Here is a 13769-nt window from a genome sequence, read left to right on the forward strand (position 1 = left end):
GGCTCGAGCGCCGGATCGGTCGTCGCCGGACCCGGCATCGAGCCGGTCAGCCTCATGGACGACCCCTCCGCCGCCCCCGACCTCGCCGACCGCAGCGGACTCGGACTGGTCGACACCGTGGTGATCCCCCACGCGGACGGCGCTCTCCCGCCCTACCCGCCCGAGCTCATCGCGCAGATCGAGGAGACCTATGGGGACAGCTACCCGCTGACCCTGGTCAACGACGACCAGGCGCTGCTCGTGGAGGACGGGTCGGCGCGGCTGGTCAGTTCGCCCTGACCGGACATCCAGCCGATTCGAGTTCCACCACCCCACGGGGATTCATCCGTTCCGGAGGACGACCATGCGCATCCCGTTTCTCGGCCGCATCCGCGATCGCCGCCAGTACCACCCCGATCTCCGACTCGCGTCAATGGTGCTGCCCCCGCGATTGGTGGGACCGCGGACACTGCCGGCGATACAGAAGCTCGGGACACTGCTGCCCGGACTGCGGGGAACGGAGACGCATGAACTCGAGTCGGGTGCGACCGTGCGGGTCTTCCGCCCCTCCGGTGAGTCCTCGACGCCCTCGCCAGGCCTGGTGTGGATCCACGGCGGTGGATACCTCGTCGGTTCTGCGGCGCAGGATGATGCACTCTGCCGGGCCTTTGCTCGGAGAACCGGTGCGACCGTCGTCTCGGTCGACTATCGGTTGGCGCCGCAGTTCCCCTTCCCGGCGGCGCTCGACGACTGTCACGCGGCGCTCGTCTGGCTGGCCGCCCAACCCGGCATCGACACCCGCCGGACAGCCATCGGCGGCGCGAGCGCCGGCGGTGGCCTCGCAGCCGCACTGGCGATCCGGGCGAGAGATGACGGCCCCGTCGACCCGGTACTGCAACTGCTCGTGTACCCGATGCTGGACGACCGCACCGACACCCCGGACCCACGACACCGACTGTGGGACGCTCGGTCGAATCGGTTCGGCTGGACGAGCTACCTGGGCGGCGCCGACCCGTCCACGGCGAGTCCGGCCCGCCACACCGAATTGGTGGGTGTCGCGCCGGCATGGGTCGGCGTCGGCACGGTGGATCTGTTCTTCGACGAGGACAAGGCCTACGCAGACCGCCTCGGGCGCGCCGGAGTGCGCTGCGAATTCGTCCCGGTGCCGGGGGCCTTCCACGGTTTCGACCTGGTCGTCACCCGCGCCGGGGTCAGCAAGGACTTCTTCCGAGCGCAGTGCGATGCGCTGAGGGAGGCGTTCGACGAGTGACGGGGTCGTGACTCAGTCCACCAGGACGACAACGGTCGAGGTTCAGGGGTTCACCTCCTCGCCGTGAGGACACGGAGCGACTCGTCGAGGGCGTCCGCGGCCCACGGGATGTCCGAGCTGGTGAAGGGCAACGGAGGCCGCAGCTTGAGCACGTTGCCGAAGGGGCCCGCGACCGAGGTCAGGACCCCGCGGTACTTGAGCTCCTCGAGCATGTCGAGTGCCAGTGCGTGGTCCGGTTCCCGCGTGGCGGGGTCCGTCACCAGTTCGACACCGATGAACAGGCCGGCCCCCCGGACGTCACCGACCTGGTGGTGGTTCTCGCCGACCTGCCGGAATGCGGCGAGAGCCTCGGCGCCGACGATCCTGGCGTGCTCCTGGAGACCCTCCTTCTCGATGACGTCGAGGACCGCCTGCGCCGCGGCCATCGAGACAGGGTTCCCACCGAACGTGTTGAAGTACGGCAGCGACCCGCTGAACGCCTCGAGCACGTCGGACCTGCCGAGGACACCCGCGACCGGGATCCCGTTGCCCATCGGCTTGCCCGTGGTGATGATGTCCGGTGTGACCCCGTGATTGGCGAATCCCCAGAAGTGGTCCCCGGTCCGCGCGAACCCCGGTTGGACCTCGTCGGCGATGAAGATCCCGCCGGCATCGTGGACCACGTCGATCGCCTCCGCCAGATAGTCGCCCGGGAGGACCCCGTCGGAAGAGAAGATGGAGTCCGCGATGAACCCGGCGAACGTCACCCCGGCCTCCTCCATGTCGGCGATGGTCTCGCGGACACGACGTGCGAACCACGACCCGATATCGGCCTCCCCCGTGCGGTAGGAGTCCGGGGCCTCGATCAGCCACACGTCGCTGCCGACCGGCTGGCCTGCGCCGAGGGCGGGGGACACGCCGGAGGAGAGCTCGGAATTGCCGTGGTAGGCCTCGGTGGTGGCGATCAACCCGGTGCCGCCGGAGAACGACTTGGCGACCCTCAGGGCGAGGTCGTTGGCCTCGGACCCCGTGCATACGTACATCGCCTTGTACGCCATCGGATCCATGTAGTCCGGGAGAGTGTTCCGGAAGCTGTCGGTGTAGTCGAGGATCCGCTCGTGGATGTACCGGGTGTGCGTGTTGAGTTGCGACATCTGGGTGTGGACGGCCTCCACCACCGCGGGGTGGGCGTGTCCGATACTGGCCACGTTGTTGTACATGTCCAGATACTTGGTGCCGTTCGCATCCCAGAGGTACTGGCCTTCACCCCGGACCAGGTGGACCGGGGTCCGGTAGAAGAGTCGATAGGACCCCCCCAGTAGCTCGTCGCGTCGATCCGTCAGCTTGCGCGTGGCCATATCGAGCCGATCGGCGTGTTCCGAACGGAACGAGTTGGCGTCCATGATCGTCGACCGTGCTGCCATTGCAGATGCCTCATCTCAAGTGGGGATGTCGTGTGTGATGGTTGCGGGGTCACTCAGCGATCTCTATCCGCCAACTGACGGATTCTCGCTGGTGGAGGGCCTGGACTGCGCGGTGGACCGACGTCGTCGGCCGTCCTGCCGACGAGGGAATTCCATCTCTCGTCCGCAAGGCTCGGAGCGATCTCCTCCTGGCAGCGGACCCCGATGGTCCGGAGTCCCGCAGCCCGAGCGGCCGTCAGGCCACGCCGTGAGTCCTCGACGCCCACGGTGTCGGAGGGATCGACGTTCAACAGTCGGCAGGCCTCCAAGTAGACGTCGGGCGCCGGTTTGCCGTTGTCCACCTCGTCGCCGCACACGGTGGCGTCGAAAACCGGCGCCCCGGGCGCCGCACGGAGCTTCTCCACGGTCTCGCGGAAGGCCATCGTGGCGAGCCCGACACGGTAGTCCGCAGCCCGCAACGACGAGATGAACTCCAGCGCCCCCGGGAGCCATGGCACATCGGATTTGAGTCGTGCGGTCACCTCTGCTGCGATGCGGGCGGTGAGCGTGTGCGCCGGTACCCCGACACCGAGCTGCTGCAGCAGCGCCGCCTGATCGGTGAGGGACATTCCCACCGACGCTGTGTCCTCGGCCTCGGTCCAGTGTCGACCGGCCTCCCGGGCTATGTTCCGACACGCGTCGTGGTAGTACGGCTCGGAGTCGACCAACGTCCCGTCGAGGTCAAAGACGACGGCGCGTACCGCGCGACTCGTGCTCATGAGGCGATCCCGCCAGTGCGGGGGGCGGTCGCTCCGGAGACCCCGGCCGATCGACGTCCCCGGTAGTAGCCGGTGTCGAGAGGTCTGTCGGGAAACGGGAAGGTCGGCCAGGTCATCTCCATCGGCCGGCGGGACTCGAGCCACTGAGCCAGGGCGAGCACCCGCTCGTCGTCGAACCGGCGACCCCAGAGCTGAACGCCGATCGGGTGGCCGTCCGCGGACCCGAACGCCACGGTGGCACAGGGTTGTCCGGTCTGGTTGCCCCAACAGGTCCACGAGCAGTGGGCGAGTGGGCGGTGTTCGTCGAGACCGACCATCTCGGCCCGGTAGCCCACTCCGGGAAGCGTGGGTGAGACGACGATGTCGAAACCGGAGAGACGGTCGTACACCCGGGACGCGCTGGACTGGACGTGGTGCAGGTCCCGGGCGTATTGCGTCGCGCCCAGGGAACCGGCGTCAGCACACCAGTCGGCGATCGCGGGGAGCACCGCGTCCCTCAGGTGCTCCGGTATCCCCTCCCATTCGGTGCGGGCGCGGACCTGGAAGACCCTGTCGAGCGGCGCGTACGGGTCCTCGTCGAACACCGGCGGCAGCTCGATCACCTCGGCTCCGGCGTCTCGCAGGCTCCCGGCGGCGTCCGACACGGCCGCCGCGACCTCCGGATGGAGGGTCTCCCCATAACCGAGGTCGAGTAGCAGACCGACTCGGAGGTCACGGACCTCGGCACCGCTCAGGACGGGAGGGACCCCGACGGGCGCCCCGGGAAGGCTTGAGTTGTCGCGGGGGTCGGGCCTGGCGATCACCGTGTAGAGCTCCGCGGCCTCGCGCGCCGAGCGGGCCATCGGACCGGGAGAACGCACCGTGCTGGGGGCGAGATGGGCGATCCGTCCCTGGGTCGGCTTCAGTGCGAACAGGCCGCAGTGACTGGCGGGGATCCGCACCGACCCCGCGATGTCGGTGCCGACCCCGGTCACTCCGATGCCGGCGGCGAGCGTGGCCCCGGCCCCTGCGCTGGAGCCCCCGGGGCTGGTCGAGAGGTTCCACGGGTTGCGGACGACCCCGTACAGCGAGCTCACACCAGAGGCGGACATACCGAAGTCGGGCATCGTCGTCTTGGCGAAGATCACCGCGCCCCCCTCCTTGAGCCGCGCTGCGGGCGGGGAGTCGGTGGTCGCGACCGGTACATCGACATGACCGCGGGAACCATGCCGCCACGGGGTGCCGACCGCGTTGATGCTGTCCTTGATCGAGACGGGCAGACCGTCGATCACACTCAGCGGCCGGCCCCTCCGCCAGCGTTCCCCAGAGGCAGCGGCCTGCTTCTCGGCCTCCTCCCGGTTGAGGTGGGCGATACCGTTGATAGTGCCGTTGACCTCGGCGATCCGTTCCAGGGTGTCCTCGAGGAGGTCCAGTGGTGTGATCGCGCCGTCCATGAATCCCTGTCGTAGTTCGGCGGATGATCGTGCGGTCAGTGGTTTCTCGTGCGTGAGCACTTCGTGCGACATCGGCTAGATCCTGTCTTCGGGTGGGTCCGCCACCTGCTCGGTGGGCTCAACGGAGGTCGTGCTGGACGAGCCGGGAGAGGACCGCGGTCAACGCACGCAGGCCCTTGAGCATGTCGTCGTCGCTGGTGAACTCCCATTCGCAGTGCGATGCGCCGTCCTTTGACGGGAGGAACAGCATGACCGTGGGATAGCACTGGTTCATCGCGACCGAGTCGTGGCCGATGAGGGTGTCCATGAGCAGCACGCTGAGCCCCTCGGACTCGGCCGCCTCCTGCGCCAACCGCACGCCGGCCGCCGAGAATTCATTGCGTGGGCGGACCACGAACTCGTCGATCTCGATGTCGGCCGCATGCTCGGCCGAGAGCTCGGTGAGTCGGCGGGTGATCTCCGCTCGTGCGCTCGCGACGTGGCAGTGATGACGTCCGCGGAGGTCGAGGATCAGGTCCACCTGACTGGCGATGACGCTCGGGGAGTTGGGGGACACGTCGAACTGCGCCACAGACGAGAGGAAGTCCGAGGCGGGGTAGTCCTTCGCGAGGTCGTTGACCAGGCAGACGATCTTCGCCGCCGGGAGCAACGCGTCCTTGCGATAGGCCAGGAGTGTGCCGGCGTGGGACTGCTCGCCGACGACCCGGGCACGCAGTTTCTGGGCCGTCCAGTTCCCACGGACCACCCCGACGTCGATCCCGGACTCCTCGAGCCGGCGGCCCTGCTCGATGTGGATCTCGCCGTACGCCGCGACGTCGAGGTCGAGGGCCTCGCCCAGGCGGCCGGTGGCCTCGAGGGCGTCGGCGACACTGACCCCGTCCGGGTCGGTCGTCGTCAGCGCCGTGTCGATGTCGATCGCCCCGGTGAACACCGACGACCCCATGATCGACGGCCCGAACCGCGACCCCTCCTCGTTGAACCAGTCCACCACGGCCAGGTTGAACGAGGGGTGGAGCTGGCCCCGGTCGACCGCGCGCCTCACCGCGTCCGCGGCGTGGAGCGCGGCGACGACCCCGTAGGGACCGTCGAACCGACCCCCGCGGGGTTGGCTGTCGGTGTGCGATCCGACCAGCACGAATGGCGCTCCCGGCACCAGCTCGAGCAGAGCGAAGATGTTGCCGATGCGGTCGGTTCGGACGGTGAACCCGGCCCTCTCGGCGAGCCCCTGGAACCAGTCGCGGACGCGACCGTGATCGGGTGTCCCGGCCTGGCGGTCGAGTCCCCCGCCCGAGGTCGCGCCGAAGGCGGTGCTCGCGTGGAAGTCGGCGAGAAACGCTCGGAGGTCGAGGAAACGTGTCGCCCGGACACCCTCCTCCACCGGGGCGCCCCGCGCCGCGGGCGCCTCCCCCGCCGTGACCGGTCCGTTCGATGCCATCACAGCGCCCCGAGCCACTGGGACCACCGGGGATCGCTCATCTGGCCCCGCGCCCGGAACAGCTTCAACACCCCGTACTTGTGGTAGTCGAAGTCCCACGTGCTGTTGAGCTGGTGATTGACGCACCCCCAGAGTCCCCACTTGAGGTCCGCGATGAACCGGCACACCTGCACTCGGGCGACCGTGCTCCACCCCGTGTGGCCGTAGGCCTCCTCGATGCATCTCAGTGACGTCGGCTCGTCGTAGAAGAACTCGGCGAGGATGAGCGCGAGATCGTAGGCGCGGTCATTGTTCGAGGCGAACTCGAAGTCGACGAGCTTCATCGGCCCGCTCTCGGCGACGAGGAAGTTGCCGGGCATCGGATCGTTGTGGCAGGGCACGAGGTCCAACCCGGAGGCCTCGAGGGCGGCCCTGGCGCGCGCGTACTCCCTGACGAGTGTCCGGGCGAAGTCGGGAAGCTGGACCTCCAGGCTCCGGACCTGTTCGAGATGCTCGTCCACGAGGTCGAACATCGTCTTGGTCAACGGAAGTGCGGGAATGGTGTGGAACTTGTCGTAGAGCCCCAGCACGTCCCGGGTGGTGTCCCACCTCTTCATGTCACCGTTCGTGCAGGCCCGGTAGCCGTCGAGGAACTCGGAGATCTCGGTCCCGGTGTCGCTGTCGAAATGCGCCACCCGGGGGCTGATGCCCATGGCCCCGGCCCGCTCCGCGGCGATGTTCGCCGCGTGTCGGTCGATGAAGGCGTCGGTGCCGTCGCCGGGAACCTTGAGGAAGTACCGGACGTCGTCGTCCCCGACGTGGACCAGCCAGTTGCTGTTCTGCAGGCCACCCACGACCGGTTCGTAGGAGACGTCCCGGCCCTCCCACTCGGCCACGTGGCGGATGTGTCTCTCCGCGTCGTGTTCGGCGGGTGTGCTGGCGGCACCGAGGGTCGTCGTGCTCATCGCGCCATCCTCATGTGGTCGTCGGTCGTGCGTGCTGTCAGAGCGGCTCGGGCGCGCAGGAACATCCAGTCCGAGAACTTCGAGTACTCCTGGGTGCCGGGGTCGAGACTGTCGGCCAGGACGCCGACGAGGGCCGAACGGTAGGCCTCGGCCACGCTGTAGAGACGGGCCCGGGCGTAGAGGCCGTCGTCGAACGCTCCCCATGCCTCCTCGAAGAGCTCCCGGCCGTCGTACTCGGAGTACGAGAACTCGAGGAGGACCGAACCGACGTCCTGCAGCGGGTCGGCGAGCGCAGCCCAGTCGAAGTCGAGGAGCAGCGTGGGCTGACCGCCCGACCCGAGAGCGACGTTCGAACAGTTGGCGTCGCCGTGGACGGGGACGGCGTCGAACCCGAGTGCCGACACGAGGTCGCCGATCTCGACGATCCGCTCGTGCATCCACCCGATGTCGCCCGGGAGCACGGTACCCATGGGTGCGATCCGGTCGTGGAGAGCCCGGACGTCGTCGAAGACCGTGGCCTGACGGAGCCCGGGGTCGTCGACAGCCCGGAAGAGACTGCGCGTCCTGAAGTAATCGGCGCGACTTCCCGGGTCCCGGAAATCGGCGAGCGTGGCGGTCTTGTGGGAGTCGGTGAGATCCTCCAGTGCCAGTTGCCCGCTGTCCGGGTCGACACCGAGGAGGACCGGGCCCAGCCCGGCCTCGCCCGCGGCCCGGGTGGCCCGGATCGCCGACGGGATGTCGATGTAGCTCCGGGCGGGAGTGGTGTGGCTCTTGACGAACACTGACCGGCCCGAGGCGTCGGTCGCCCGGAAGCGGATCGAGTCCGCTCCCCACCAGTTCGGACTGGCCATAGTCGGCGGGGGATCGGCGAGTGTCGGGTCGGACTTGAGTGGTCCCGGAGGTGCGGCCTGAAGTGTGGCCATGACCGGTTTCCTTCCTGGGTAGGGATGGGTGGGGTCAGAGCTTGCGGCGTAGGTACATGCGGAGTGCTTCGAGGCCGGAGGCGATGATCAGCACGATCCCGGACACGATGTTGACCATTTCCGAGCCGACGTTCATCAGCGTGAGGCCATTGCGCAGCACCGAGATGAACCAGACGCCCAACAGCACCCGCCACAGGCTCCCGCGGCCACCGGTGAAGGGGATTCCGCCGAGGAGCACCGCGGACAGGACGGTCACCTCGAATCCGGCCCCCAGCGTTCCTGCAGGGGCAGAGTCCAGACGGGAGACCAGGACGAGGCCCGCGACACCCGCTGCTGCGCCGACGGCGACGTAGAGCGAGAAGATCGTCGTCCTCACCCTGATCCCGGAGAGGTACGCGGCGCGGGTGTTCACCCCGATCGCCATGATGTGCTTGCCCAGGGCGGTGAAGCTCATGACGAGGATGCAGATCGCCGCCACCGCGATGGCGACCCATGCGATGTAGGAGATCCCCAGGGCGCTGCCGGTGCCGAAGGCGCGGACGGTGTCGTTGAACCCGTAGAGGGGGTCGGGTGACAGGGTCATGGCGGCACCGCGGCCCACGGCCAGCATTCCCAGGGTCACGACGATCGGTGAGATCGCCAGGTATCCGACGAGTCCGCCGTTGACCGCACCGACCAGCGCGCCGACACCGATCGCCACGGCGGCACCACCGAGGAACCCGAGCGGCCCGAAAGCCAGGGCGCCCGCCACTCCGGAGACCGCCATGGTCGAGCCGACGGAGAGATCGACGTACCCGGACATGAGCAGCATCGCGAAGGCCATGCTGATGATGATCAACGGCGCGTTCTGGGTGATGACGGTGAGCAGGTTGTTGACCGAGAGGAACGCGGACGTGTTGACGGAGAAGTAGACCATCAGCAGGACCACGGCCACCGGCATCACCGCGCCGATCGCCTTGAGGAGGACGTCGCGGGTGACGGTGGGGCTCGGGTCCGGGCTGTTGTTCCCGGGGCCCCCGCGGGACGGGGCCGGCAGTGTGGCGACGCTCATCATGCTGTGACTCCTTCGTATGACTCGACGGCCGCGGATTGTGCGTGGGTCAGGAGAGTGTCCTCACCGACGTCGGGGCCGAACACCTGACTGATCCGCCCCTCGTGGAGCACCACGATCCGATCCGCGAGCGCCACGGCCTCCTCGGGATCGGACGTCGTGAACATCACCGATCGGCCGGGCCGGGACGCGAACTCGCGGATCAGCCGATAGATCTGCTCGCGGGACCCGATGTCGACGCCCTGCGTCGGTTCGTCGAGGAGCAGGAAGCGACAGTCGCCGAGGCCGCTGAGCCAGCGGCCGACCATGATCTTCTGCGCGTTCCCTCCGGAGAACGAGCCGCCGGTCGCCTCCGCGTCCGGCGGCATCAGCTGGACCCTTTCCGCGACCCGGTCGAAGACCGGCTTCTCACGGTGGGGGAATCGGATCCCGAACCGAGAACGGCGGAAGTGGGGCATCAACAGGTTGTCCAGTCCCGAAAGGTCTCCGAACAGGGACTGGGCCGGTCGGTCGGATGCCACCAGGGCGATGCCCTTGCGGGCCGCCTGTCGGGGAGAAGCGGCGGTGGCGTCGGCGCCGCCGACGGTGATCGCCCCACCCCGGGCACGCCGGGCGCCCGCGATGGTCTCGAGGAGATTGGTCCGGCCGCCCCCCATCATCGCGTACAGGCCGACGATCTCACCCTCGCCGATCTCGAGGTCCAGCGGACCGCAGTACGAGGTCCGGAACCCCGAGAACTCGACGAATGTCGGTCCGGTGGCGCGCTCGGCACGCTCGTCCGCGCCGGTGACGGAGGGGGAGATTCCGCTGACCAGAGCGTCCATGGTCACCTCCCCACGGTCCCGGGTCCACAGCACTCTGCCGTCCCGAAGGACCGAGACCCGGTCGGCGACAGTCATGACCTCACCCAGCAGGTGGGTCACGAACACGACGGCGATACGTCGCTCGTAGGCGAGTCGGCGGATGGTCGTCAACAGCGCCGCGGCCTCGGTACGGCCGAGCGCCGCCGTCGGTTCGTCCAGGATGAGAACCGACGGGTCGCGTCGCAGGGCGCGGGTGATCTCCACGATCTGCTGTTGCCCGATGGAGAGCTTCTCCACCGGGGTCCGCGGGTCGATGTCCACGCCCAGATCGTCGAGCAGTCCTCGGGTGATCTGCTCCTGCTTCTGACGGCTGAGGACACCGCTCGTCGTGAGCTCGTCGCCCAGGAAGACGTTGTCCGCGACGGTGAGTGACCCGGCCAGCTGGAAGTGCTGGTAGATCACTGCGATGCCGGCGTCGAAGGCGGACGTGGGGGTGAAGCCGTCGTAGGACGTCCCGTCGACCACGATCTCGCCGCTGCTCGGACGGTGCGCCCCGCTCAGGCAGCTCAGCAGCGTCGACTTCCCGGCGCCGTTCGCGCCCAGGAACGCGTGGACCTCTCCGGTGCGGAATTCCAGGTCGACACCCTTGAGGACGGTGGTCGATCCGAAACGCTTGGTGAGGTTCCGGACGGCGAGTCCGCCTCCCGTCCTAGGCTCCGGGGTGGCCACCGGTCCGGGACCGCTGAACTCGTCGTCCCCCCGCGCCCCGAGATCAGCACCCGGGGGCCGTGCGGTGGTCCGGGAGAGGCCGCTCACTGGAACTGCGCCTTCATCTCGGCGAGGACGTCGGGGTCCTCGAGCGTGACCATGAGGTACGGCGACTCGTTGTTCGGATCGCCCTCTCCGGTGATCGCCGCGAGCGAGTTGTCGACGATCGACCGGGCGAGATGCCGGATGTCGATGGCGGCGCTGGCCTTGTAGTGGGTACCGTTCTCGATCGCTTCGAAGGCCTCCGGGAGACCGTCGTTCCCGACGATGTAGGTCTCCTCCGGAGGAATGTCAGAGGCGAGGAATGCCCCGAGGGCGCCGATCGCGGCGTCATCGTTGGTCCCGATGAAGATCCTCAGGTCGTCGTTCTCCGCGATCGCGTCGTCCGCCACCTGACGACCGCAGGTGGTGTCCCCGCAGTCCTGGAGGGAGACGATCTCGATGCCACGTCGTTCCAGCATCGCCGCCACCGGCTGCCACCGGCCGGCGAGAGGAGGAAGCGACGGGATCTCAGTGATCGCCGCGGTGATGCCGTCGGTGCCGTCCGGATAGTTTTCGTCCAGCCAGCCGTCCAAGTGCTCGGCGACCATGTTGCCGGAGTACTCGTTGTCGAAGCCGACGCTGCCGTCCTGGCCGTCCATGTGCGACGAGTAGGTGAGCCATGCCGTTCCGTTGGCCTGGGCCTGCTGTTGGAGCCCGGCGAAGGCGCCGGGGTCGGTCGGCCAGATGACGATCGCGTCGATCTGCTGGTTGACCCAGCTCTCCACCGTCTCCCGTTGGGACTCGAGGTTGGACTCGATAGTGCTGTCGAGGAGGACCTCGACACACTCGGAGGTGGCGCCGTACTCAGCGGCGTAGTTCTTCAGGGTGTTGACGAAGTCGACCTCACCGATCGGGTGGCTGAACCCGATCGTCCGGACCTCCTCGCAGACCTCCGAGACCGCCGTTCCGCTTCCGCTGTTCCCACCGCATGCAGTGAGAGACAACAGCCCGATCGACACGGTGGAGATGAGGGCCATTCGTGTGAATGCGCGTGATCTGAACACTGATTCTCCCAGAATAGATGAGTGCGGTCTTGACCTTCTCGTGTAGAAGTCGCCTCACCAGAATATTGAGCGAAAACCCGGACGGGCCATCCGTCACCTGACGGATCTTGTGAGGCGAAAAATGGAGACTTTACGTGGATCACTCGCACGGTTTACGAGACCGAAACACGCGCGCCCATAATTGGGCATATGCACGCGCGGACCGGTGGGTGACGCGCCGCGCGGAGCGGATCGACACGAGTGTGGTGGACGCAGGGTGGCGGGGATGACGAACACGACGATCGAGGCGATGGCGCAGTCCTTCGCCGATGCCACTGACCAGCACCCGGTGCGCCGAGTGGACGGGGCTCTGCAGCTGTCTCAGTATGTGCTCAAGGTCGATGCCATCGCGCTGACGATCCTGCCGGACTCGGGCGGCAGGCCGCACCTGGTGTCGAATATCGGATACGAACCGGGTGTTGTCGGTGTGTACGAGAAAGAATGGTTCGGAGCGACCCGGCGAAGAATATCTCGGCACGTGACTGATCCGGGCGGAATATATCCCTGGGAGCGCTCTGAATTCATTGACACGGAATATGTCAATGAAACACTGAAGCCAGCCGGATATAGAAACGGCATAACGCGTCCGCTCACCGCGAAAAACGGATCGATTTTCGGATTCATTCACACAAATATCGCCAAACCGAGTTTCGATAGTCGCACCCAGGAGATGTTCCGGGAGACCGTGGACCGGTTGGCGCACACGGCCTGGGCGGTCCACGTACGGATGACGTCGGGGCTCACCGAGCGGGAACGTGAGATACTCGCCCTGATCCGGGACGGTCTGAGTAATCCTGAGATCGCGGAGCGTCTGTATATCTCCCGCCGGACGGTGGCGACACACGTCGACCATCTGATGCGCAAGACCGGCACCAGGAGCCGGGCCCACACGGCCGCGTGGGCGGTCAGGTACGGATTCTGAGCAACCCCATCGCGGCCGGGATCTACACCCAGTCCACCGACAGCGGCGACCTGCGTCCCCACCCCATGGTCTGCAACAACGGTTCGTCCAGCTCGAGGGCGGGATGTCCCAGACAGAGGTACGCCAGGGGCCGGGCCCCGTCGGGCACGGGCACGCTGGAAGAGAGATGGCCCGGCTCGACCAGGCTCACCCAGCCCATGCCCAGGCCCTCGGCCGTCACGGCCAGCCACAGCAGCGTGATCGCGGCCACCACGCTGTACTCGGTGGCCGCCGGGACGCTCGTGGTGCCCAGGACCGGCCCGGCGGGCGGCCGGTGGCTGACGACCAGGCCGACCGGAGCCTGGAGGATGCCCTCGAGACGCAGCGAGTCGTAGAGTTCCCGTCGCGGACCGTCGAAGCGCTCGGACTCGGCGCGGCGCACGGTGCGGAATCCCTCGTGGACGGCCTCGCGCACGGCACGGTCGCGGACCACTGTGACGTGCCAGGGCTGACTCAGCCCGACGCTCGGGGCCACGGCGAAGACCTCGAGGAGGCGCTCGATGGTCTCGCGGGGGACCGGGGTGGGATCGAAATGCCGGTGATCGCGACGGGTGGCGAGGATCCGCCACAGCGCATCACGGTCGGGAGTCCCACTCACGGCCGCACGAACCGCGGACTCCACACGCGCCCCGACTCGGTGACGCGTGTCCCGGAGGCGCCCACGATGAGCAGGCACTTCATGTCCACCGAGCCGCAGTCGAGCTCGGCGAGAGTGGTGATCGCCAGCGATTCGCCCTCCCGGCCCACGTCGCGTCCCACGATCACCGGGGTGGCCGGGTCGCGATGCCGGAGGAGGACGTCGCGGGCGTCGGCGACCTGCCGGGTGCGCGAGCGCGAGGCGGGGTTGTACACCGCCAGGACCAGGTCCGCCGCGGCGATCGCGTCGAGACGCCGCGAGATGACCTCCCAGGGCTTGAGCCGGTCGGACAGGCTCATCACCGCGAAGTCCGCGCCGA

13 protein-coding genes and 1 pseudogene are annotated in these 13769 nt (G+C 67.9%); 3 read left to right on the top strand and 11 right to left on the bottom strand.

The features are described from left to right. Together G6019_RS06800 and G6019_RS06805 are read left to right on the top strand one after the other, a co-directional pair. On the top strand, nucleotides 1–279 hold a 279-nt coding region (locus G6019_RS06800), incomplete at its 5' end, for a Type 1 glutamine amidotransferase-like domain-containing protein (RefSeq protein ID WP_182627270.1). Between the two features lie 64 nt (nucleotides 280–343). Further along, complete coding sequence (locus tag G6019_RS06805) at nucleotides 344–1249, top strand: alpha/beta hydrolase (RefSeq protein WP_182611913.1); 906 nt, start codon at nucleotides 344–346, stop codon at nucleotides 1247–1249. A gap of 50 nt (nucleotides 1250–1299) precedes the next feature. On the opposite strand, the gene G6019_RS06810 is transcribed toward G6019_RS06805, so the two are convergent. Genes G6019_RS06810 through G6019_RS06850 form a run of 9 tightly spaced genes read right to left on the bottom strand, consistent with a single transcriptional unit; the run spans nucleotide 1300 to nucleotide 11786 of the window. Then, complete coding sequence (locus G6019_RS06810) at nucleotides 1300–2652, bottom strand: aspartate aminotransferase family protein (protein WP_182611914.1); 1353 nt, start codon at nucleotides 2650–2652, stop codon at nucleotides 1300–1302. A 53-nt stretch (nucleotides 2653–2705) separates the two neighbouring features. Beyond that, nucleotides 2706–3410, bottom strand: a complete 705-nt coding sequence (locus tag G6019_RS06815) for an HAD family hydrolase (RefSeq protein WP_182611915.1) — start codon at nucleotides 3408–3410, stop codon at nucleotides 2706–2708. Beyond that, nucleotides 3407–4915 (bottom strand): amidase family protein, encoded by a 1509-nt coding sequence (locus G6019_RS06820; protein ID WP_182611916.1) that lies wholly within the window; start codon nucleotides 4913–4915, stop codon nucleotides 3407–3409. The genes G6019_RS06815 and G6019_RS06820 overlap by 4 nt, the downstream gene beginning before the upstream one ends. A gap of 46 nt (nucleotides 4916–4961) precedes the next feature. Next, the gene (locus G6019_RS06825; RefSeq protein WP_182611917.1) at nucleotides 4962–6278 is read right to left on the bottom strand and encodes a M20 family metallo-hydrolase; all 1317 of its coding nucleotides are present in this window, start codon (nucleotides 6276–6278) and stop codon (nucleotides 4962–4964) included. Beyond that, nucleotides 6278–7222, bottom strand: coding sequence for a choline kinase family protein (locus G6019_RS06830; RefSeq protein WP_182611918.1), 945 nt, complete (start codon nucleotides 7220–7222; stop codon nucleotides 6278–6280). Before G6019_RS06830 ends, G6019_RS06825 begins: the two co-directional genes overlap by 1 nt. Then, complete coding sequence (locus G6019_RS06835) at nucleotides 7219–8145, bottom strand: aminoglycoside phosphotransferase family protein (RefSeq protein ID WP_182611919.1); 927 nt, start codon at nucleotides 8143–8145, stop codon at nucleotides 7219–7221. The genes G6019_RS06830 and G6019_RS06835 overlap by 4 nt, the downstream gene beginning before the upstream one ends. Before the next feature lie 34 nt (nucleotides 8146–8179). Further along, entirely contained in the window at nucleotides 8180–9199 is a 1020-nt protein-coding gene (locus G6019_RS06840; protein WP_182611920.1) for an ABC transporter permease, read from the bottom strand. Continuing rightward, complete coding sequence (locus tag G6019_RS17705) at nucleotides 9196–10815, bottom strand: sugar ABC transporter ATP-binding protein (protein ID WP_182611921.1); 1620 nt, start codon at nucleotides 10813–10815, stop codon at nucleotides 9196–9198. The genes G6019_RS06840 and G6019_RS17705 overlap by 4 nt, the downstream gene beginning before the upstream one ends. Beyond that, nucleotides 10812–11786, bottom strand: coding sequence for a sugar ABC transporter substrate-binding protein (locus G6019_RS06850; RefSeq protein WP_182611922.1), 975 nt, complete (start codon nucleotides 11784–11786; stop codon nucleotides 10812–10814). The genes G6019_RS17705 and G6019_RS06850 overlap by 4 nt, the downstream gene beginning before the upstream one ends. Before the next feature lie 292 nt (nucleotides 11787–12078). On the opposite strand from G6019_RS06850, the gene G6019_RS06855 reads away from it, so the two are divergent. After that, nucleotides 12079–12774, top strand: coding sequence for a helix-turn-helix transcriptional regulator (locus G6019_RS06855; RefSeq protein ID WP_182611923.1), 696 nt, complete (start codon nucleotides 12079–12081; stop codon nucleotides 12772–12774). Nucleotides 12775–12796: 22 nt separating this feature from the next. Here the strand turns inward: G6019_RS06855 and bluB are convergent, their stop codons facing one another. Further along, a complete protein-coding gene (bluB, locus tag G6019_RS06860) occupies nucleotides 12797–13411 on the bottom strand; it encodes a 5,6-dimethylbenzimidazole synthase (protein WP_309230178.1) in 615 nt (204 codons plus the stop codon). Next, nucleotides 13408–13769, bottom strand: a pseudogene (locus G6019_RS06865) (SAM-dependent methyltransferase); the annotation flags it as partial. The gene bluB and the pseudogene G6019_RS06865, both read right to left, overlap by 4 nt.

This window comes from Dietzia sp. DQ12-76, from assembly GCF_014145045.1.
Lineage (GTDB): Bacteria > Actinomycetota > Actinomycetes > Mycobacteriales > Mycobacteriaceae > Dietzia.

Coding starts and splice junctions, on each gene's coding strand:
- G6019_RS06850 (WP_182611922.1), bottom strand. CDS start 11,786: ATGGCCCTCATCTCCACCGTGTCGATCGGGCTGTTGTCTCTCACTGCA.
- G6019_RS06855 (WP_182611923.1), top strand. CDS start 12,079: ATGACGAACACGACGATCGAGGCGATGGCGCAGTCCTTCGCCGATGCC.
- G6019_RS06840 (WP_182611920.1), bottom strand. CDS start 9,199: ATGATGAGCGTCGCCACACTGCCGGCCCCGTCCCGCGGGGGCCCCGGG.
- G6019_RS06815 (WP_182611915.1), bottom strand. CDS start 3,410: ATGAGCACGAGTCGCGCGGTACGCGCCGTCGTCTTTGACCTCGACGGG.
- G6019_RS06825 (WP_182611917.1), bottom strand. CDS start 6,278: ATGGCATCGAACGGACCGGTCACGGCGGGGGAGGCGCCCGCGGCGCGG.
- G6019_RS06805 (WP_182611913.1), top strand. CDS start 344: ATGCGCATCCCGTTTCTCGGCCGCATCCGCGATCGCCGCCAGTACCAC.
- G6019_RS06810 (WP_182611914.1), bottom strand. CDS start 2,652: ATGGCAGCACGGTCGACGATCATGGACGCCAACTCGTTCCGTTCGGAA.
- G6019_RS06820 (WP_182611916.1), bottom strand. CDS start 4,915: ATGTCGCACGAAGTGCTCACGCACGAGAAACCACTGACCGCACGATCA.
- G6019_RS06830 (WP_182611918.1), bottom strand. CDS start 7,222: ATGAGCACGACGACCCTCGGTGCCGCCAGCACACCCGCCGAACACGAC.
- G6019_RS06835 (WP_182611919.1), bottom strand. CDS start 8,145: ATGGCCACACTTCAGGCCGCACCTCCGGGACCACTCAAGTCCGACCCG.